Origin of the sequence: Chryseobacterium sp. YIM B08800 (genome assembly GCF_026163565.1) — a bacterium.
GTDB lineage: Bacteria > Bacteroidota > Bacteroidia > Flavobacteriales > Weeksellaceae > Chryseobacterium.
Genome location: NZ_JAPDKN010000032.1, coordinates 13053 through 28566, shown reverse-complemented (window position 1 = coordinate 28566; position 15514 = coordinate 13053). Strand labels below are relative to the sequence as shown.

Genomic DNA, 15514 nt, shown 5'->3' with positions numbered 1-15514 from the left:
AAATAATTAAAGTGGCGCACCTACTTGTTTTGCGCAGTCATGCCAAGGTTGACCATGCGCAGGATTATTTTTTGGCTTTGGTCCTGTATTGGCAACTACCGATTGCGGAGTTGGAGCTGGTTGTGGAGCTTGTACAGGAGTTGTATTTTGAGCTGTAGGTTTACTGTTTAAAGGTTGTCCAACGGCAATATCACATCTATGACCAGGTTCTCCGTGTGGAGGATTCATTCCTGGAGCCGTTTTTACAGGTTGATTGTTTTGGGTAGGTGTAATTTGCGTAGGCTTTACAGAATTTGGGTCAATCTGAACAGTATTGTTGCCATTTACCTGAATAGCTTGAGGTGCAGAATTTTGAGCTGTAGGAGCACTGTTTAAAGGTTGACCAACAGGAATTTCACATCTGTGACCCGGTTGTCCATGAGGAGGATTCATTCCTGAAGCAGTGACCATTGTAGATCCGCTGGAAGTTTTTATTCCTGCCTGATCAATTAAAGAAGGTTTTGGAGTATTATTCATTGCAACATTGGGTTGCTGAGTTCCATCTTCATCTTTTAAATATGTTGGTTTTTCGTCTTTTTTACAAGAAACAGCAATTAAAGAAGTTGCCAAAAGCCCAAAAAGTAAATTTTTCATAATTAGATTTCTATTTTTCCTGACAATAATTAAGTTTGTATTTACTTTTATTCAAAGTTTACAATTTTACATTAAAAATTGCCCTGAAAAACAAAATTAGCAAAACATTTTGAATTGTTTTGCTAATTTGAATTTTTATGTTGCTATTTTAACGTTCGGTTAGTTCTTAACCAAAAGTCTGAAACCTTCACCATGTACGTTGATGATTTCTAAACCTTCATCGTCTTTCAGCAATTTTCTAAGTTTGGCAATATAAACGTCCATACTTCTTGCTGTAAAATAGTTTTCTTTTTTCCAGATTTTTCTTAATGCTAAATCTCTAGGCATAAAGTCGTTTCTGTGAAGACAAAGTAATTTTAAAAGTTCATTTTCTTTAGGCGAAAGTTTGTATTCGTTATCACCAACTCTCAATTGTCTCAGCATAGAATCAAAGAAAATATTACTGATTTTAAATTGCTCCTGCTCTTCATTTTCCAAAGTAGAGCTTCTCTGAAGAATCGCTTTAATTTTATATAAAAGTAATTCAGTGTCAAATGGTTTTGTGATGTAATCATCTGCTCCCAACTGATATCCTTTCAAAATATCTTCTCTCATGTTTCTTGCGGTCAAGAAAATGATCGGAGTATTTTTATCAATCTTTTTTACATCTTCTGCTAATGAAAAACCATCTTTTTTCGGCATCATCACGTCGAAAATACAGATGTCAAATTCACTCTCTGTGAATTCTTTTAGACCTTGTTCGCCATCTACGGCAAGGGTAACCTCAAAATTGTTTATCGTAAGATAATCTTTCAGTACCGCACCGAAACTCTGATCGTCTTCTACTAATAATATCCTGTTGCTCATATGTTTTTATATTTTATTATTTGTTTAAATTATTTTTTATGCCATTGGAAGTTTGATAATAAACTTGCTTCCCAGATCTTTTTGTGATTCTACAATGATTTGCCCTTTATGGAGCTCTACTATTTTTTTAACATAAGAAAGCCCCAAACCTTGCCCTTTTACATTATGAATATTTCCGGTTTCTTCTCTGAAGAATTTTTCGAAAATTTTGGTTTTGTTGTGGGTTTCCATTCCCATTCCCTTGTCTGCAACTTCCAGAACGTACCAGTTTCCTTCGTTTTTAGTTTTAATGCTGATTTCAGGAGCTTCCGGTGAATATTTGTTGGCGTTGTCTAAAAGATTCACCAGCATATTTGAAATATGGAATTCGTCAATTTTAAAGTTGTAATGAGTTGCATTAAATTCCTCAGTAAGCTTTCCGTTTCTCTGTTGGATAATCAGATTAAATGATTCTGTTGTCTTCTTAATTAATTCTCGTACGTTGGTTTCTTTTAAGAATAACTCTACTTCATTTCGTTCTAATTTAGACATGTTCAGAACATTTTCAACCTGCTTTTTCATCCTCAGATTTTCCTGTTTAATAAGGTTTGAGTAATATTTTACCTTATCAGGATTGGTCGCAATTTTATCATTAGCCAAAGAATCTGTAGCTACAGAAATTGTTGCGAGTGGCGTTTTGAATTCGTGCGACATGTTATTGATGAAATCAGTTTTTACTTCTGCCAGTTTTTTCTGTCTCATCATATAATTAATTGAGATGATATAAATTCCCAAAATTGTCAAAAGTGAAAGAAAAGTTCCCAAAAGCATCGGCCAATTGTTCATTGCCAAAGAGTATTCTTTTTTAGGGAAAACCAAAGCCAAAGTATATAAAGTACGGTCTTTATTATCGGTAAATAAGGGGTAAGAGTAAGAATTGGCATCTTTTTTCTCTTTAAAGACTTTGTTTACAATGTTCGTTAGTTTATTGTTTTTATCTGTCACTCCATAGCCGAATTCTGCACTGATTCCTTTCATTCTAAGTTCTTTAGTAATCACAGAATCTAAAACTGCACGGTCTACTCTTTTATCAAGAGGAAGATTGTTTCCATATACTTCAACAAATTCTTTTAGGCTATAATCACCACTTCTAATATCCTGATTCAGTTCTGAAGTGAGTATTTCTCGTTTAGTTGTATCTTTTTTTACTTTATATGCTGCGTCGTCAGTATACATGGTTGTGAGGCGCAGAGAATCTCCCTTGAGAGAAATAGGGAGCTTTATAGTTTCAGTAAGGTTTCTGTAATATACAATCGATTTTTGAGTTCCTGAATCCTGTGTCTGTTGAATCGTAGTGAGGGAGGGCTTGTCTTTATTTGCTTTTACATTGTCTCTTAAATTTGCATAATTCTCATTAAAAAGCTTTTCTACTTCAATTTCTGCTATGTTTTTTGAAGTATTTTCCAAAGCGGAATAAACTTTGTTAGAAAACTCTTGTTCTAATGCAACGTAATAATTTTTAAGCCAATAAAACTGCAGCGTGACAAATACAATGAGAGATATCGTCATAAAAACCGAGATTATCGGGATGAATTTGTTATTCATTGCATTGGAAAATTAAAGTTGTGAATGTTAAAATTACTCATTTTAAGATTTGATAAACAAAAAATGCGCCAAAATATTGTTTATTTTTTCTTAAAAATAAAGCTTTTAACATTTTATTATAAATTTTGACTAATTTTCTTAAAGAAACTTGTGATAATTATTAACCAAAATCAAAATAACTATGAGCTCAAAAATTGTTTTTAATCAAGATTTTCATACCAAAAGTATTTATGTGATGAAGATCTATTCTGCCGAAGTATCGAAAGTGTGGGAGTATTTTACAAAACCAGAATTACTGGATCTGTGGTGGGCTCCCAAACCCTGGAAATGTGAAACCGAAAAATTAGATTTTCAAGAAGGTGGAGTCTGGTTATATTCTATGAACGGACCGGAAGGAGAAAAAATATTTTCGCTGGTAAAATACGGTAAAATAGATGAGCATAGAAGTGTAGATGGGATTGATGCTTTTTGTGATGCCAATGGAAATGTTGACGAGAGATTTCCGCAAACACAATGGCTGATTGGTTTTACAGGAGTTGAGCAAGGAACGAAAATTTCTCTCAACATTCATTTCAATTCTGAAGATGATATGAAAAAACAATTGGAAATGGGCTTTGAAGAAGGTTTTAAAATGGGTTTAAACCAGCTGGAAGAGATTTTTAGTAAGTTGAAAATTTGAAAATTTGAGAATGTGTTAATTTGAAAATTATTAATTGAAAAAAACTCTATGTGATTTTTTGAAAATTTACTTCAACTGATGATTTCTAAAAAAACAAAATGGAAAGTAAAAACTTACTCTCCATTTTTTATGTAATTAACCAATTTTCAAATTCTCTCATTTTCAAATTAATTGCTCATCCTGAAAATACTGAATGATTGCTTTTTTCATCAGGATTTGTTGCTCGTTCGGTTTAAGTTCCGGAAGCTTTTCCGTTTCCTCAAAATGAGGATAACCGTCGTCGTCGTAATGTGAAAATTTAAAATATCCGAAAGGTTCCAGCAAACGACAAACGGCAATGTGAAGAATGTTTAGTTTGTCATCTTTGGTATATTTTTGTTGTCCGCTTCCCAATTCCTGTACTCCGATTAAGAATAAATAGGTTTCAATCGGAGCGTTTTTTTCGGTATCAAAATTTTCAATAAAAAATTGTTCTATTTTTTGCCAAATTTCACTTTCTGTCATAATATATGGTCTGTATTCATCCAGCTTTTAGAATGATACATTTTATTTAGAGATTGTTTTGTTCTTCTTTTTTCTTTAAATCTTCTTCTTTTGCCTTTTTTAGAAGTTCGGCAAGTTTTTCTTCCTGTTTAAATTTTAAAATCTCCCTCTTTTCATTTCTAATGATCCTGTCTCTTTGAATAAGATAGTAAATGACAGTGATCGTAATCATTATTATAAGAAGTATCATATCATTGAAATTTGAGTTAGATTAAATTACATTTTGTCAATTTTCAGCAAGAATGCATATTCTAATGCGTCTTCCTTTAATGATTCAAATCTTCCACTTGCACCACCGTGTCCTGAGCTCATGTCGGTTTTGAAAATCAAAAGATTATTGTCTGTTTTTAATTCTCTTAGTTTTGCGGTCCATTTTGCAGGTTCCCAATATTGCACCTGAGAATCGTGGAAACCAGTCGTAATCAATGTGTGCGGATAATTTTTTGCTTCAACATTGTCATAAGGCGAATATGCTTTCATATAATGATAATATTCTTCGTCATTCGGATTTCCCCATTCGTCGTATTCTCCGGTTGTTAAAGGAATGGTTTCGTCCAACATCGTAGAAACTACATCCACAAAAGGAACCTGCGCTACAATTCCGTTGAATAGAGTAGGTTCATAATTCATCACAGCTCCCACCAATAATCCTCCTGCGCTTCCGCCCATTGCATACAAATGCTTTGAAGAGGTGTAATTTTCTTTAATTAAATGCTTCCCTGCATCAATAAAATCGAAGAATGTATTTTTCTTAAACAGCATTTTTCCATCTTCATACCATTCTCTTCCCAGATATTCTCCACCACGAATATGAGCAATGGCATAAATAAATCCTCTGTCTAGAATTGATAATCTTACATTAGAAAAACTTGCATCAACTGTATGACCATAACTTCCGTAACCATATAAAAGAACTGGGGTTTCTGCAGATTTTTTTGTGTCCTTATGATAAACCAAAGAAATAGGGATTTGTTCTTCGCCATCTCTTGAGTCTGCCCAGATTCTTTCAGAAATATAATTTTCAGGGAAAAACTTTCCACCCAAAACTTCTTGTCTTTTCAAAAGCTTGGTGGTTTTTTCTTTTAAATTATACTCGTAAGTCGAATTTGGCTGTGTTAAAGAAGTATATCCATAACGAAGAACTTCGGTATCAAATTCTAAATTAGTTCCAATATAAGCAGTATATGTTGGGTCTGAAAAAGGTAAATAATACGATTCCTGAGTTTTTTCGTCGATGATTTTTATTTGCAATAAACCTTCTTTTCTTTCTTCAAGAATGAGATAATTTTTAAAAATCTCAAATCCTTCCAATAAAACTTCTTCACGATGCGGAATAACATCTACCCAGTTTTCCATTCCGCAATTGTCGATTTTTGCTTTTACAATTTTAAAATTGGTAGCGTCATCTGCATTGGTAATAATATAAAATTCATCTTCATAGTGTTCTACAGAATATTCTAAATCATCAATTCTTGGCTGAATGACTTTCCATTCTGCAAAAACATTATTTGCCGGAATAAAATGATGCTCATCTGAAATCGTACTTGAGCTCGCCATGAAAATGTATTCCATAGATTTTGTCTTGAAAACATTCACATCAAAAGTTTCGTCTTCTTCATGGAAAACCAAAACATCTTCAGAAGTGTCGGTTCCTAATTTATGTCTGTAAACTTTATAAGCTCTTAAACTTTCATCTTTTATGATGTAGAAAACATGTTCGTTATCATTTGCCCAAACAGCTTTTCCGGTTGTATTTTCAATTTTATCAGAAAGAATTTCATTGGTTTTTAAATCTTTAAAATTTAAAGTATAAATTCTTCTTCCTACATTGTCTGATGAAAATGAAGCTAATTTGTTATTGGGACTTACCGCAACATTGGCTACTTCAAAAAACTCTTCTCCTTCTGCAAGAATATTAACATCAAGAACAATTTCCTCTTCGTTTTCGAGAGTTTTATATTTACGGCAGAAAATCGGATATTCTTTTCCTTCTTCGTAACGCACGATATACCAATATTCATTAAAGAAATAAGGCAAAGACTCATCATCCTTTTTATATCTGGCTTTCATTTCCTCGAAAAGTTCTTCTTGAAATTCCTCAGAATCTTTCATTACAAAGTCTGCGTAGGCATTTTCTTCTTCAAGATATTGTATAACTTCCGGATTTTCTTTTTCATTCATCCAGAAATAATTGTCAATTCTTCTGTCACCGTGTATTTCGAGTACTTTTTCTATTTTTTTTGCCGTGGGAGCTTTCATTAATGTTAATTCTTGTTCAAATTTAATTAAAAAAAAACCATCTTTTCTTTTTATCGAAAAGACGGCTGTTTTGTATCAAATATTTTAAAACTATTTGTGTAGGCTTTTGATGTATTTTTCAAGTGCCATAGTCATAGAAGGCGTTTCTTTTGTTGGAGCCATTAAATCTATTTTTAAACCTGCATCTTCTGCTGCTGCTGAAGTTGTAGGTCCGAAAACTCCTATTTTGGTGTCTTCCTGTTTGAAATCCGGGAAGTTTTGCTGTAGAGATTTTATTCCTTGCGGGCTAAAGAAAATCAACATATCGTAATCTTTAATGTTGATGTCTGTTAAATCACTGCAAACCGTTCTGTACATAATTGCTCTTGTCCATTCGATGTTGGCTGCATCCAAAGTTTTTGGAATATCCGGGCTCAAAACATCCGAAGAAGGCAATAAGTACTTTTCCGAAGGAAATTTTTTGAAAAGAGGCAACAGGTCGGCAAAGTTCTTTTCACCAAAACTGATCTTTCTTTTTCTATACACAATATGCTTCTGAAGATAATTGGCAATCGCCTCAGACTGACAAATGTATCGCATTGTGTCTGGTACGGCAAACCTTAATTCTTCAGCAAGCCTGAAATAGTGGTCTATCGCATTTTTACTGGTAAAAATAATACCGGTATATTGCGTAAGATCTATTTTCTGTGTTCTAAGTTCTTTGTTGTCTACTCCTTCGACGTGGATAAAAGGGCGGAAGTCAATCTTTATTTTTTCCTTCTTCGCAATTTCCAGATATGGAGAAGACTCACTAGGCGCTGGTTGAGAAACCAATATTGACTTTATTCTCATCATGTACTTTTATTAAATAAATAATAACTTCCAAAGCATCAACAGTGGTGCGATTTGGAGGGTGCAAATATACAAAAATTTATAATACCATTTTTGTGGTAAGATGTTGTTTCTGTGAAACAAATAAAAAAACACCTTGAAAATGAACACAAAAGAGAAAAAATAAATATAATAAATAAATGCGCTATTTCTGTCTATCGGGAAATAGTAGTGGGTTACACACAAAATAATCAGTAAAACTGAAAGAATGAAGTGGAATTTTGTGGAGGTAAAATAAAAAATACTCCATTTTTTACCATCACCTATCGCTTGGTAAAATAAAAAGCCAAAGGCTGTTCGGATGAAATAAAAAAGTGAAATAATAATTAAAGTATATCCTATTTTATTAAGTTGATAACCAAAAGGTTGGAAATCGGCAACATATTTGGGCACAATCGGGATGTATTGAGATACCAGAACACTTAAGCTTAAAGCGGTAACAAGCGAAGTAATTATCCAGCTCGGAAGATTATTGCTTGCATCATAGTATTTCTGCAAAAGAAAGTCTTTAAGGTTGGCTTCACGTTCTATCACATTCATCATAAAAATGTACAAAAAAAGGCAGCCGATAAGGATAAAAACTACCCAATCATTATTTTCAGGTATTCTTACTTCGTTTTTGAAAGTTTGTAATAATGGCAAAGGAAATTTTTTGCAAAATTATAGATTATTTTGTATAAAATAAAAAACTTAAATAAACTATCTTTGCAAATTGAAATGAAAAAACTCGTCATAATTCCGACCTATAACGAAAAGGAGAATATAGAAAATATAATTTCCGCTGTTTTTGCATTGGAAGAAGAGTTTCACGTCTTGGTAGTAGACGATTCTTCGCCAGATAAAACGGCAGACATTGTAAAAGAACTTCAAAAAAAATTTCCTCACACTCTTCATCTTTCCATAAGACATATTAAAGATGGCTTAGGGAAGGCATATATTCATGGTTTTAAATGGGCACTTCAAAACAATTATGATTACATTTTTGAGATGGATGCCGATTTTTCTCATGATCCAAAAGATTTACCAAAACTTTTTGAAGCCTGCCAAAATGCAGATATGGCAGTTGGATCACGTTATTCTAAAGGAGTGAATGTTGTGAATTGGCCAATGGGAAGAGTTTTGCTTTCTTATTTTGCTTCGAAATATGTGAGATTTATTTTAGGTCTTCCAATTCATGATACAACGGCGGGCTTTGTGTGTTTCTCAAGAAAAGTTTTAGAAGAAATCGGTTTAGATAATGTAAGATTGAAAGGGTATGGTTTTCAGATTGAAATGAAATTCAGAACTTTCAAAAAAGGATACAAAATTGTAGAGGTTCCTATCATTTTTACCAACAGAATTTTGGGCGAAAGTAAAATGAATGGCGGAATCATCCATGAAGCAGTGTTTGGTGTTTTAAATTTAAAATGGAAATCAATTATCAACAGATTATGAAAAAGCTGATTTTCTTTTTTGTTTTAATGTGTTTATTTTCATGTAATGAATATATAGATAAACCGAAAAATCTTGTTGGGAAAACCAAGATGGCAGAAATTATTGCTGATTTGGCGATTAATGATCAGGTTATCTATCTTTATCCTAAAACAAATTTAGAAAGCGGAACAAGATTTATTTTAAAAAATCATGAGGTGAAAACTGAAGATTTTCTTGCGAGTTACCGTTATTATATCGTAAAGCAAAAAATGAAGGGGATTGTAGAAGATGCCCAGAAAATTATTATAGAAAAAGACCCGAAGTCTGAAAAGAAAATAAAAGGTGATATTGATTTAAAAGATACAAAATTACCAAAACTGGAAAGACGATAATGAAGTAATGCTTTCTCGCAAAGCAGTTAAAATGTATAAGAATGAATTTTTTTAATATAGAAAAAACCTCAGAAGGCAAAGCAAGAGCCGGAGTTTTGAATACAGACCACGGAACTGTTCAAACACCGATTTTTATGCCTGTAGGAACTGTAGCAAGTGTAAAAACCGTTCACCAAAGAGAAATAAAAGACGATATTAAAGCTCAGATTATTTTGGGAAATACGTATCACCTTTACCTTCGTCCGGGAATGGAAGTGATGGAAGCTGCAGGAGGTTTGCATAAATTTATGAATTGGGATCTTCCGATTCTTACCGACTCAGGAGGTTTTCAGGTATTTTCTCTTTCAGGAAGCAGAAAAATGTCTGAAGAAGGCGTAAAATTCAAATCGCACATCGATGGAAGTTATCATTTGTTCACTCCGGAAAAATCGATGGAAATCCAAAGACAAATCGGAGCAGATATCTTTATGGCTTTTGATGAATGTGTTGCTTATCCTGAAGAATATAATCAGGTGAAAAAATCGATGGAGATGACGCACCGCTGGTTAAAAAGATGTCTCGATTATAATGCAGAAAATCCTGAATTATACGGTTATAAACAAAGATTCTTCCCAATCGTTCAAGGTTCTACTTATTCAGATTTAAGAAAAATTTCGGCAGAAGTTATTGCAGAAGCAGGAGCAGAAGGAAATGCTATTGGCGGACTTTCTGTAGGCGAACCTGAAGAAGAAATGTACAGAATTACCGATGAGGTAACCGATATTTTGCCAAAAGATAAACCAAGATATTTGATGGGAGTAGGAACTCCGTGGAATATTTTAGAATCAATCGGTTTAGGAATCGATATGATGGATTGTGTGATGCCTACAAGAAACGCAAGAAATGCTATGCTTTTCACTTGGCAAGGTGTGATGAATATGAAAAACGAAAAATGGAAGAAAGATTTTTCTCCGTTAGACGAGTTTGGGACAAGTTTTGTAGATCAGGAATATTCGAAAGCTTATCTGCGTCATTTGTTTGTGTCTAAAGAATATTTAGCGAAACAAATTGCATCAATCCATAATCTTGCATTTTATTTAGATTTGGTGAAAGTGGCAAGAGAACATATCTTAGCAGGAGATTTCTATCAGTGGAAAGATTCTATAGTTCCTGTGTTGAGACAAAGACTTTAGAAATAAAAATGAGAAATCCTGAATGAAGGATTTAATAGAAAATAGGACGGAATTTTATTTAAAAAATAAATAAAAATGCTTAAAATAGTAGACGGATATATCGTAAAAAAATACCTTGGAACTTTTAGTTTCATGTTGATATTGCTGTCTATTGTGGTTTTGGTAATCGATGTTCAGCAGAAAATTCCAAGAATTGAAAAAGCAACTGAAATTGATCCTAAATTAGATTTAACCTACTTTCTTATTCACTTTTATCCATATTGGATTATCAATTTGGTGATTACATTCTTGGCGATTCTTGTTTTTATATCGGTGATTTATTTTACCTCAAGAATGGCAAATAATACCGAGATTGTTGCGATCATAAGCAGTGGTGCCAGTTTTCACAGGTTTGCAAGACCTTATTTGCTGACTTCTTTATTTATTGCTCTTATTTCTTTAACGGTGAATCACTTTGTTTTGCCTTGGGCAAATGTTAAGAAAAACCAGTTAGAAGCCTATACTTACAATGCCGCTGCTAAAGAAAAAATTTTAGGAACCGCTCCTGTTTCTGCGCAGATAAGTAAAACCGAATATATTTTCATTAACTCCTGGAATAAAAGAGAAAAAAGAGGATATGGTTTTCTATATCAGAAGTTTGATAAAGATAGAAAACTCATTTATGAACTTAAAGCAACCGATGTTTTCTGGCAAGAAGACAAAAAAAGTTTTGTGCTGAATAGTTATTTGGAAAAGACCATCAATAAAGATGATCCCGAAAAACTGGGACAGGGTTTTGAGTTGAAAAAAAATTACGGCCAAGATCCCGAAGAGTTATTTCCAAACGAACTTTTAGGTCAAAATAAAGTAACTCCGGAGCTTATAAAATTCATTGAGCGTGAAAAAAATAAGGGAAACAGCAACCTGAATTCTCACCTAAACGAGTTGCATCAGCGTACTTCAATGCCGGTTTCAATTATTATTCTGACGTTTTTGGCGCTTTCTCTTTCATCACAAAAGAAAAGGGGAGGTTTGGGAATTAACCTTGCGATTGGTATTTCTTTGGCGTTTGTATTTGTATTCTCTTTTGAAGCTTTAAAAGTGGTTTCGGAAAATAAAAGTATGTCGCCCGCATTGGCGATGTGGTTCCCGAATATTATTTTCTTCCCGATTACTTTGTTTTTATATTTAAAACGTGCTAATCAATAAAGGAGCTTGATTTCTTTGTGATAAAAAGATTGCAGTCCGGATTGTTCCAATTCTATCCAGATATTACCATTTTCGTCGGCATTTTTAATGATGCCATTTTGTCTTACTTTGTTCAATTCGAAAACTGAAACTTCATCTTTTCTGAATAAATTTGAATTAAACTGAGCCAAGATTTCTTCGTCATCAGGAATATGGGTTAGTTTTTCAATTAAAAATAAGTGCAGATCTTTTGTGAATTGTTTTAGATTAAATCTTTTTCCGGTTTGCGTTAAAAGTGATCCTGCATTAGAAATTTCGTCAAATTTTTCCTGTAAAATATTAATTCCTATTCCAATAATAAAATAATTTTCCTGATTGATTTTTTTCTTTTCAATCAGTATTCCTACAACTTTTTTATTTTTTACGATAATATCATTGGGCCACTTTATTTTTACTATCTTTTCAGTCAGATTGGCAAGATAATTTTGTACAGCGATTGCGGTATAATAATTGAACAAGAAATCTGAGTGAAGAATGCATGAGGTTTTTACAGCCAATGTATAAGCAAGATTCTGTTCTGCTACTGATGCCCAAGAGTTTCCGTATTGTCCCCGCCCTTTTATTTGATTGAATGTGTAAAGACCAACAAAATTTGATTGCGGATAAAGTAAAACGTCAGATATTTCGTCATTAGTAGAAGAACACGCATTGCGGTAAAATAGCTCACTCATTTAAGAAAACTTTAAGACTTTAAAACCCTAAAAGTAAGGCTAAAGTAAAAGAAAAACAATAAATTTGCAGATTATAGTATATTTTAATGAATAAAACAGCAGAAAAGCAAGCGCTAATAGATAAAATTGTAGAGGCAATTCAAGACGTAAAAGGGGAAGACATTATGATCTTTGACCTTACTAAAATCGAAAACTCAGTTGCAGAAACGTTTATAATTTGTAGCGGAAACTCAAATACACAAGTTTCGGCATTGGCAGGAAGTGTAGAAAAAAAGGTAAGAAACGATCTACAAGACAGACCTTGGCATGTAGAAGGTACAGAGAATTCAATGTGGGTATTGGTAGATTACGTTACCGTGGTAGTGCATATTTTCCAAAAGCAGACTCGTGAATATTACGACATCGAAGAACTTTGGGGAGATGCAAAAATCACAAGGATAGAAAGTGAAATATAAATTTTAAAAGTAATAAATGAATAATAAAGGATTTAACTGGTTTTTCCCTGTCATAATTATAGCACTTGTGCTATTTTTTATCGCCAGCTCTATGGGTGATAACAGTGCAAAATCGATCGATGAAGATTCATTCTTCAAAGAGATGCAGGCTGGGAAAATTCAGAAAGTGTTAATAGACAAGCAAAAACAAAACGCTGAAGTTTATTTAACGCAAGCTGCTAAAACGGAAACGGTAAAAGCTCAGGATAAAAGTTCTAACCCGTTCTCATCATTGGGAATGACTCCGAAAGCAGATTATACACTTAAGTATGGTGATTTACAGTTGTTTTTGTCAAAGTTTGAAACTTTGAAAGCTGAAAATCCCGCATTAAAAACAACAAAAGATTATGCAGAAGGCGAAAGTCCGTTAATGAGCATTCTTATTCAGGCATTAATCTGGATTGCAATCTTAGGACTTTTCTATTTTATTCTTTTCAGAAAAATGGGCGGCGGTGGCGGTCCTGGTGGACAAATTTTCTCTATTGGAAAATCTAAAGCTAAACTTTTTGACGAGAAAGAAAGAATTCAGGTAACATTCAAAGATGTTGCAGGTTTGGAAGGTGCTAAAGAAGAAGTACAGGAAGTGGTAGATTTCTTGAAAAACTCTGAAAAATATACAAAACTGGGAGGCAAAATTCCTAAAGGTGTACTTTTGGTAGGTCCTCCGGGAACAGGTAAAACTTTATTGGCGAAAGCTGTTGCGGGTGAAGCTAAAGTTCCTTTCTTCTCATTGTCGGGTTCAGATTTTGTTGAAATGTTTGTTGGGGTAGGTGCTTCTAGAGTAAGAGATCTTTTTGCTCAGGCTAAAGCTAAATCTCCTGCAATTATCTTCATCGATGAGATTGATGCTATTGGTAGAGCAAGAGGTAAAAATAATTTCTCAGGCGGAAACGACGAAAGGGAAAATACCTTAAACCAGCTTTTAACAGAAATGGATGGTTTTGGAACCGATACCAACGTTATTGTAATGGCGGCAACCAACAGAGCAGATATTTTGGATAAAGCCTTAATGAGAGCAGGTCGTTTTGACCGTTCGATTTATGTAGACCTTCCGGAACTTCATGAGAGAAGACAGATATTTGATGTTCACTTAAAGAAAATCAAATTAGACGAAAATATAGACAGAGAATTTTTATCTAAACAAACTCCTGGGTTTAGTGGAGCAGATATTGCAAATGTTTGTAACGAAGCAGCATTAATTGCAGCAAGAAACAATCATGAGTCTGTTACAAAACAAGATTTCCTGGATGCTGTTGATAGAATTATTGGTGGTCTTGAAAAGAAAAATAAAGCAATCAAACCTTCTGAAAAGAAAAGAGTTGCTTATCACGAAGCAGGTCACGCAACGATTTCTTGGTTGGTAGAGCACGCTTCACCGCTTCTTAAAGTAACAATTGTTCCGAGAGGACGTTCTTTAGGGGCAGCTTGGTATCTTCCTGAAGAAAGACAGTTGACAACAACCGAGCAAATGTTAGACGAAATGTGTGCTACTTTAGGAGGTAGAGCTGCAGAGCAGGTAATATTCAATAATATTTCTACAGGGGCGCTTTCTGATCTTGAAAGTGTTACTAAAAGAGCTCAGGCAATGGTTACAATCTACGGTTTGAGTACAAATATTGGTAATATTTCTTATTACGACAGTTCAGGTCAGTCTGAGTATTCTTTTGGAAAACCTTATTCTGAAGAAACGGCTAAGAAAATTGATGTTGAAATCAAAAGTATTATCGAAAATCAGTACGACAGAGCAATTCAGATTCTTACAGATAATAAAGATAAGCTGGATGCTTTGGCAAACAAACTTTTGGAAAAAGAAGTAATCTTCCGTGAAGATTTGGAAGATATTTTCGGGAAAAGAGCTTGGGATCCTGAGTTGACAGAAAAGCCGGTAACCAACACTATTCCTTTGAAGGAAAAAGAAGAAGAGCCATCAAGTGAGCAAGAAGTAAACGAAAGTGAAATTCAGGCTCCTGAAAGTTCTACTCAAATCTAAAAATATCCTTATTGGATTTAAAATAACTCCCGACAAATAAATCTATTTGTCGGGTTTTTTGTTATTTAAACTATATTCTTAGACGAATTATAATTATATTTTCTATTTTTGTATATAAGTTGACTAAAAATATACTAAGTTGAGTTTATTTAAAAGAATTGTAAGCAAACTAACCAACCAGCCCGAAGATGATGAAAAACAGAGCCTGGAAAAGCTTGGAGATTCGCTGAAAAATGCTGATCTCGACTACAAGTTTGCGCAATTATTTACGCATTCTGGTGGCTTTTTCAACTATTGTGCAGATGAATCAGAAGCATTGCAGACTTTGAATCAGATTTTAAAAATCGAGGGAATTAATTCTGTTTTTTGCTGTGATAAAGATCTTCAGGGATTTTTGAACGTAATAAAAATTAATAATACGCCCGAGCTGGAATCGCGTAACGATGCCGCTTTTATATCATGCGAATACCTTATTGCGTACGATGGCAGAATCATGCTTTCGCACAATAACATTCTGCATTATCATTCTTCAAGACTGCCGAGCAAAATAATTATTATGGCAAATGTTTCCCAAATCGTCAATAATCTGAATGATGCAATGGGCAAAATAAAACGCACCGGAAACATCAAAAACCTTACTTCAATCAGCGGAAACCACTCTAAGCTGGATGCTGCTGCAAACAATAATACGAAGCTATTTTTACTTTTACTGGAAGATTAGCATCGCTTTCTAAATTTTAA

Annotated in this window: 17 protein-coding genes; 8 read left to right on the top strand and 9 right to left on the bottom strand. The window is 33.7% G+C overall.

Annotation, left to right across the window (positions count from 1 at the left end; genetic code table 11):
• Window positions 1–6: 6 nt before the first annotated feature.
• The 3 genes from OEW74_RS13080 to OEW74_RS13070 form a co-directional block, all read right to left on the bottom strand.
• The gene (locus OEW74_RS13080; protein ID WP_265428895.1) at window positions 7–633 is read right to left on the bottom strand and encodes a hypothetical protein; all 627 of its coding nucleotides are present in this window, start codon (window positions 631–633) and stop codon (window positions 7–9) included.
• 159 nt (window positions 634–792) lie between these two features.
• Window positions 793–1479: a response regulator transcription factor gene (locus OEW74_RS13075; protein WP_074230805.1), complete on the bottom strand. Its 687-nt coding sequence runs from the start codon at window positions 1477–1479 to the stop codon at window positions 793–795.
• 36 nt (window positions 1480–1515) lie between these two features.
• A complete protein-coding gene (locus OEW74_RS13070; RefSeq protein WP_265428894.1) occupies window positions 1516–3063 on the bottom strand; it encodes a sensor histidine kinase in 1548 nt (515 codons plus the stop codon).
• A 181-nt stretch (window positions 3064–3244) separates the two neighbouring features.
• Between OEW74_RS13070 and OEW74_RS13065 the strand changes: the two genes are divergently transcribed.
• Window positions 3245–3742 (top strand): SRPBCC family protein, encoded by a 498-nt coding sequence (locus tag OEW74_RS13065; protein WP_265428893.1) that lies wholly within the window; start codon window positions 3245–3247, stop codon window positions 3740–3742.
• Window positions 3743–3904: 162 nt separating this feature from the next.
• On the opposite strand, the gene OEW74_RS13060 is transcribed toward OEW74_RS13065, so the two are convergent.
• The 5 genes from OEW74_RS13060 to OEW74_RS13040 form a co-directional block, all read right to left on the bottom strand.
• Entirely contained in the window at window positions 3905–4246 is a 342-nt protein-coding gene (locus tag OEW74_RS13060; RefSeq protein ID WP_265428892.1) for a hypothetical protein, read from the bottom strand.
• Between the two features lie 46 nt (window positions 4247–4292).
• Window positions 4293–4475: a hypothetical protein gene (locus OEW74_RS13055; protein ID WP_265428891.1), complete on the bottom strand. Its 183-nt coding sequence runs from the start codon at window positions 4473–4475 to the stop codon at window positions 4293–4295.
• Between the two features lie 26 nt (window positions 4476–4501).
• Complete coding sequence (locus OEW74_RS13050) at window positions 4502–6544, bottom strand: S9 family peptidase (RefSeq protein WP_265428890.1); 2043 nt, start codon at window positions 6542–6544, stop codon at window positions 4502–4504.
• A 90-nt stretch (window positions 6545–6634) separates the two neighbouring features.
• Window positions 6635–7375, bottom strand: coding sequence for a uroporphyrinogen-III synthase (locus OEW74_RS13045; protein WP_265428908.1), 741 nt, complete (start codon window positions 7373–7375; stop codon window positions 6635–6637).
• A gap of 12 nt (window positions 7376–7387) precedes the next feature.
• Entirely contained in the window at window positions 7388–8056 is a 669-nt protein-coding gene (locus tag OEW74_RS13040) for a DUF4271 domain-containing protein (protein WP_265428889.1), read from the bottom strand.
• A 75-nt stretch (window positions 8057–8131) separates the two neighbouring features.
• On the opposite strand from OEW74_RS13040, the gene OEW74_RS13035 reads away from it, so the two are divergent.
• The 4 genes from OEW74_RS13035 (at window position 8132) to OEW74_RS13020 (ending at window position 11579) form a co-directional block, all read left to right on the top strand.
• A complete protein-coding gene (locus OEW74_RS13035; protein WP_265428888.1) occupies window positions 8132–8848 on the top strand; it encodes a polyprenol monophosphomannose synthase in 717 nt (238 codons plus the stop codon).
• Window positions 8821–9219 carry a DUF4296 domain-containing protein gene (locus OEW74_RS13030; RefSeq protein WP_265428887.1) on the top strand — a complete coding sequence of 133 codons (399 nt, stop codon included), beginning with the start codon at window positions 8821–8823 and terminating at the stop codon, window positions 9217–9219. The genes OEW74_RS13035 and OEW74_RS13030 overlap by 28 nt, the downstream gene beginning before the upstream one ends.
• A 41-nt stretch (window positions 9220–9260) precedes the next feature.
• Window positions 9261–10391, top strand: a complete 1131-nt coding sequence (gene tgt, locus OEW74_RS13025) for a tRNA guanosine(34) transglycosylase Tgt (RefSeq protein ID WP_265428886.1) — start codon at window positions 9261–9263, stop codon at window positions 10389–10391.
• 75 nt (window positions 10392–10466) lie between these two features.
• On the top strand, window positions 10467–11579 hold the full coding sequence (locus OEW74_RS13020; protein ID WP_265428885.1) for an LptF/LptG family permease: 1113 nt from the start codon (window positions 10467–10469) through the stop codon (window positions 11577–11579).
• Here OEW74_RS13020 and OEW74_RS13015 read toward each other — a convergent pair.
• Complete coding sequence (locus OEW74_RS13015; protein ID WP_265428884.1) at window positions 11573–12289, bottom strand: biotin--[acetyl-CoA-carboxylase] ligase; 717 nt, start codon at window positions 12287–12289, stop codon at window positions 11573–11575. The two genes, OEW74_RS13020 and OEW74_RS13015, sit on opposite strands and share 7 nt — an antisense overlap.
• An 86-nt stretch (window positions 12290–12375) precedes the next feature.
• Here OEW74_RS13015 and rsfS point away from each other — a divergent pair, with 86 nt between their 5' ends.
• The 3 genes from rsfS to OEW74_RS13000 all read left to right on the top strand — a co-directional run bounded on the left by rsfS (window position 12376) and on the right by OEW74_RS13000 (window position 15494).
• Window positions 12376–12744 (top strand): ribosome silencing factor, encoded by a 369-nt coding sequence (gene rsfS / locus OEW74_RS13010; protein ID WP_265428883.1) that lies wholly within the window; start codon window positions 12376–12378, stop codon window positions 12742–12744.
• A 16-nt stretch (window positions 12745–12760) separates the two neighbouring features.
• On the top strand, window positions 12761–14773 hold the full coding sequence (gene ftsH, locus OEW74_RS13005; RefSeq protein ID WP_265428882.1) for an ATP-dependent zinc metalloprotease FtsH: 2013 nt from the start codon (window positions 12761–12763) through the stop codon (window positions 14771–14773).
• A gap of 139 nt (window positions 14774–14912) precedes the next feature.
• Window positions 14913–15494, top strand: coding sequence for an LUD domain-containing protein (locus OEW74_RS13000; protein ID WP_265428881.1), 582 nt, complete (start codon window positions 14913–14915; stop codon window positions 15492–15494).
• Window positions 15495–15514 lie beyond the last annotated feature (20 nt).

Bases quoted from the DNA above. Each gene is read 5' to 3' on its own strand.
- OEW74_RS13080 (WP_265428895.1), bottom strand. From the start codon at position 633: ATGAAAAATTTACTTTTTGGGCTTTTGGCAACTTCTTTAATTGCTGTT.
- OEW74_RS13075 (WP_074230805.1), bottom strand. From the start codon at position 1,479: ATGAGCAACAGGATATTATTAGTAGAAGACGATCAGAGTTTCGGTGCG.
- OEW74_RS13070 (WP_265428894.1), bottom strand. From the start codon at position 3,063: ATGAATAACAAATTCATCCCGATAATCTCGGTTTTTATGACGATATCT.
- OEW74_RS13065 (WP_265428893.1), top strand. From the start codon at position 3,245: ATGAGCTCAAAAATTGTTTTTAATCAAGATTTTCATACCAAAAGTATT.
- OEW74_RS13060 (WP_265428892.1), bottom strand. From the start codon at position 4,246: ATGACAGAAAGTGAAATTTGGCAAAAAATAGAACAATTTTTTATTGAA.
- OEW74_RS13055 (WP_265428891.1), bottom strand. From the start codon at position 4,475: ATGATACTTCTTATAATAATGATTACGATCACTGTCATTTACTATCTT.
- OEW74_RS13050 (WP_265428890.1), bottom strand. From the start codon at position 6,544: ATGAAAGCTCCCACGGCAAAAAAAATAGAAAAAGTACTCGAAATACAC.
- OEW74_RS13045 (WP_265428908.1), bottom strand. From the start codon at position 7,375: ATGAGAATAAAGTCAATATTGGTTTCTCAACCAGCGCCTAGTGAGTCT.
- OEW74_RS13035 (WP_265428888.1), top strand. From the start codon at position 8,132: ATGAAAAAACTCGTCATAATTCCGACCTATAACGAAAAGGAGAATATA.
- OEW74_RS13030 (WP_265428887.1), top strand. From the start codon at position 8,821: ATGGAAATCAATTATCAACAGATTATGAAAAAGCTGATTTTCTTTTTT.
- tgt (WP_265428886.1), top strand. From the start codon at position 9,261: ATGAATTTTTTTAATATAGAAAAAACCTCAGAAGGCAAAGCAAGAGCC.
- OEW74_RS13020 (WP_265428885.1), top strand. From the start codon at position 10,467: ATGCTTAAAATAGTAGACGGATATATCGTAAAAAAATACCTTGGAACT.
- OEW74_RS13015 (WP_265428884.1), bottom strand. From the start codon at position 12,289: ATGAGTGAGCTATTTTACCGCAATGCGTGTTCTTCTACTAATGACGAA.
- rsfS (WP_265428883.1), top strand. From the start codon at position 12,376: ATGAATAAAACAGCAGAAAAGCAAGCGCTAATAGATAAAATTGTAGAG.
- ftsH (WP_265428882.1), top strand. From the start codon at position 12,761: ATGAATAATAAAGGATTTAACTGGTTTTTCCCTGTCATAATTATAGCA.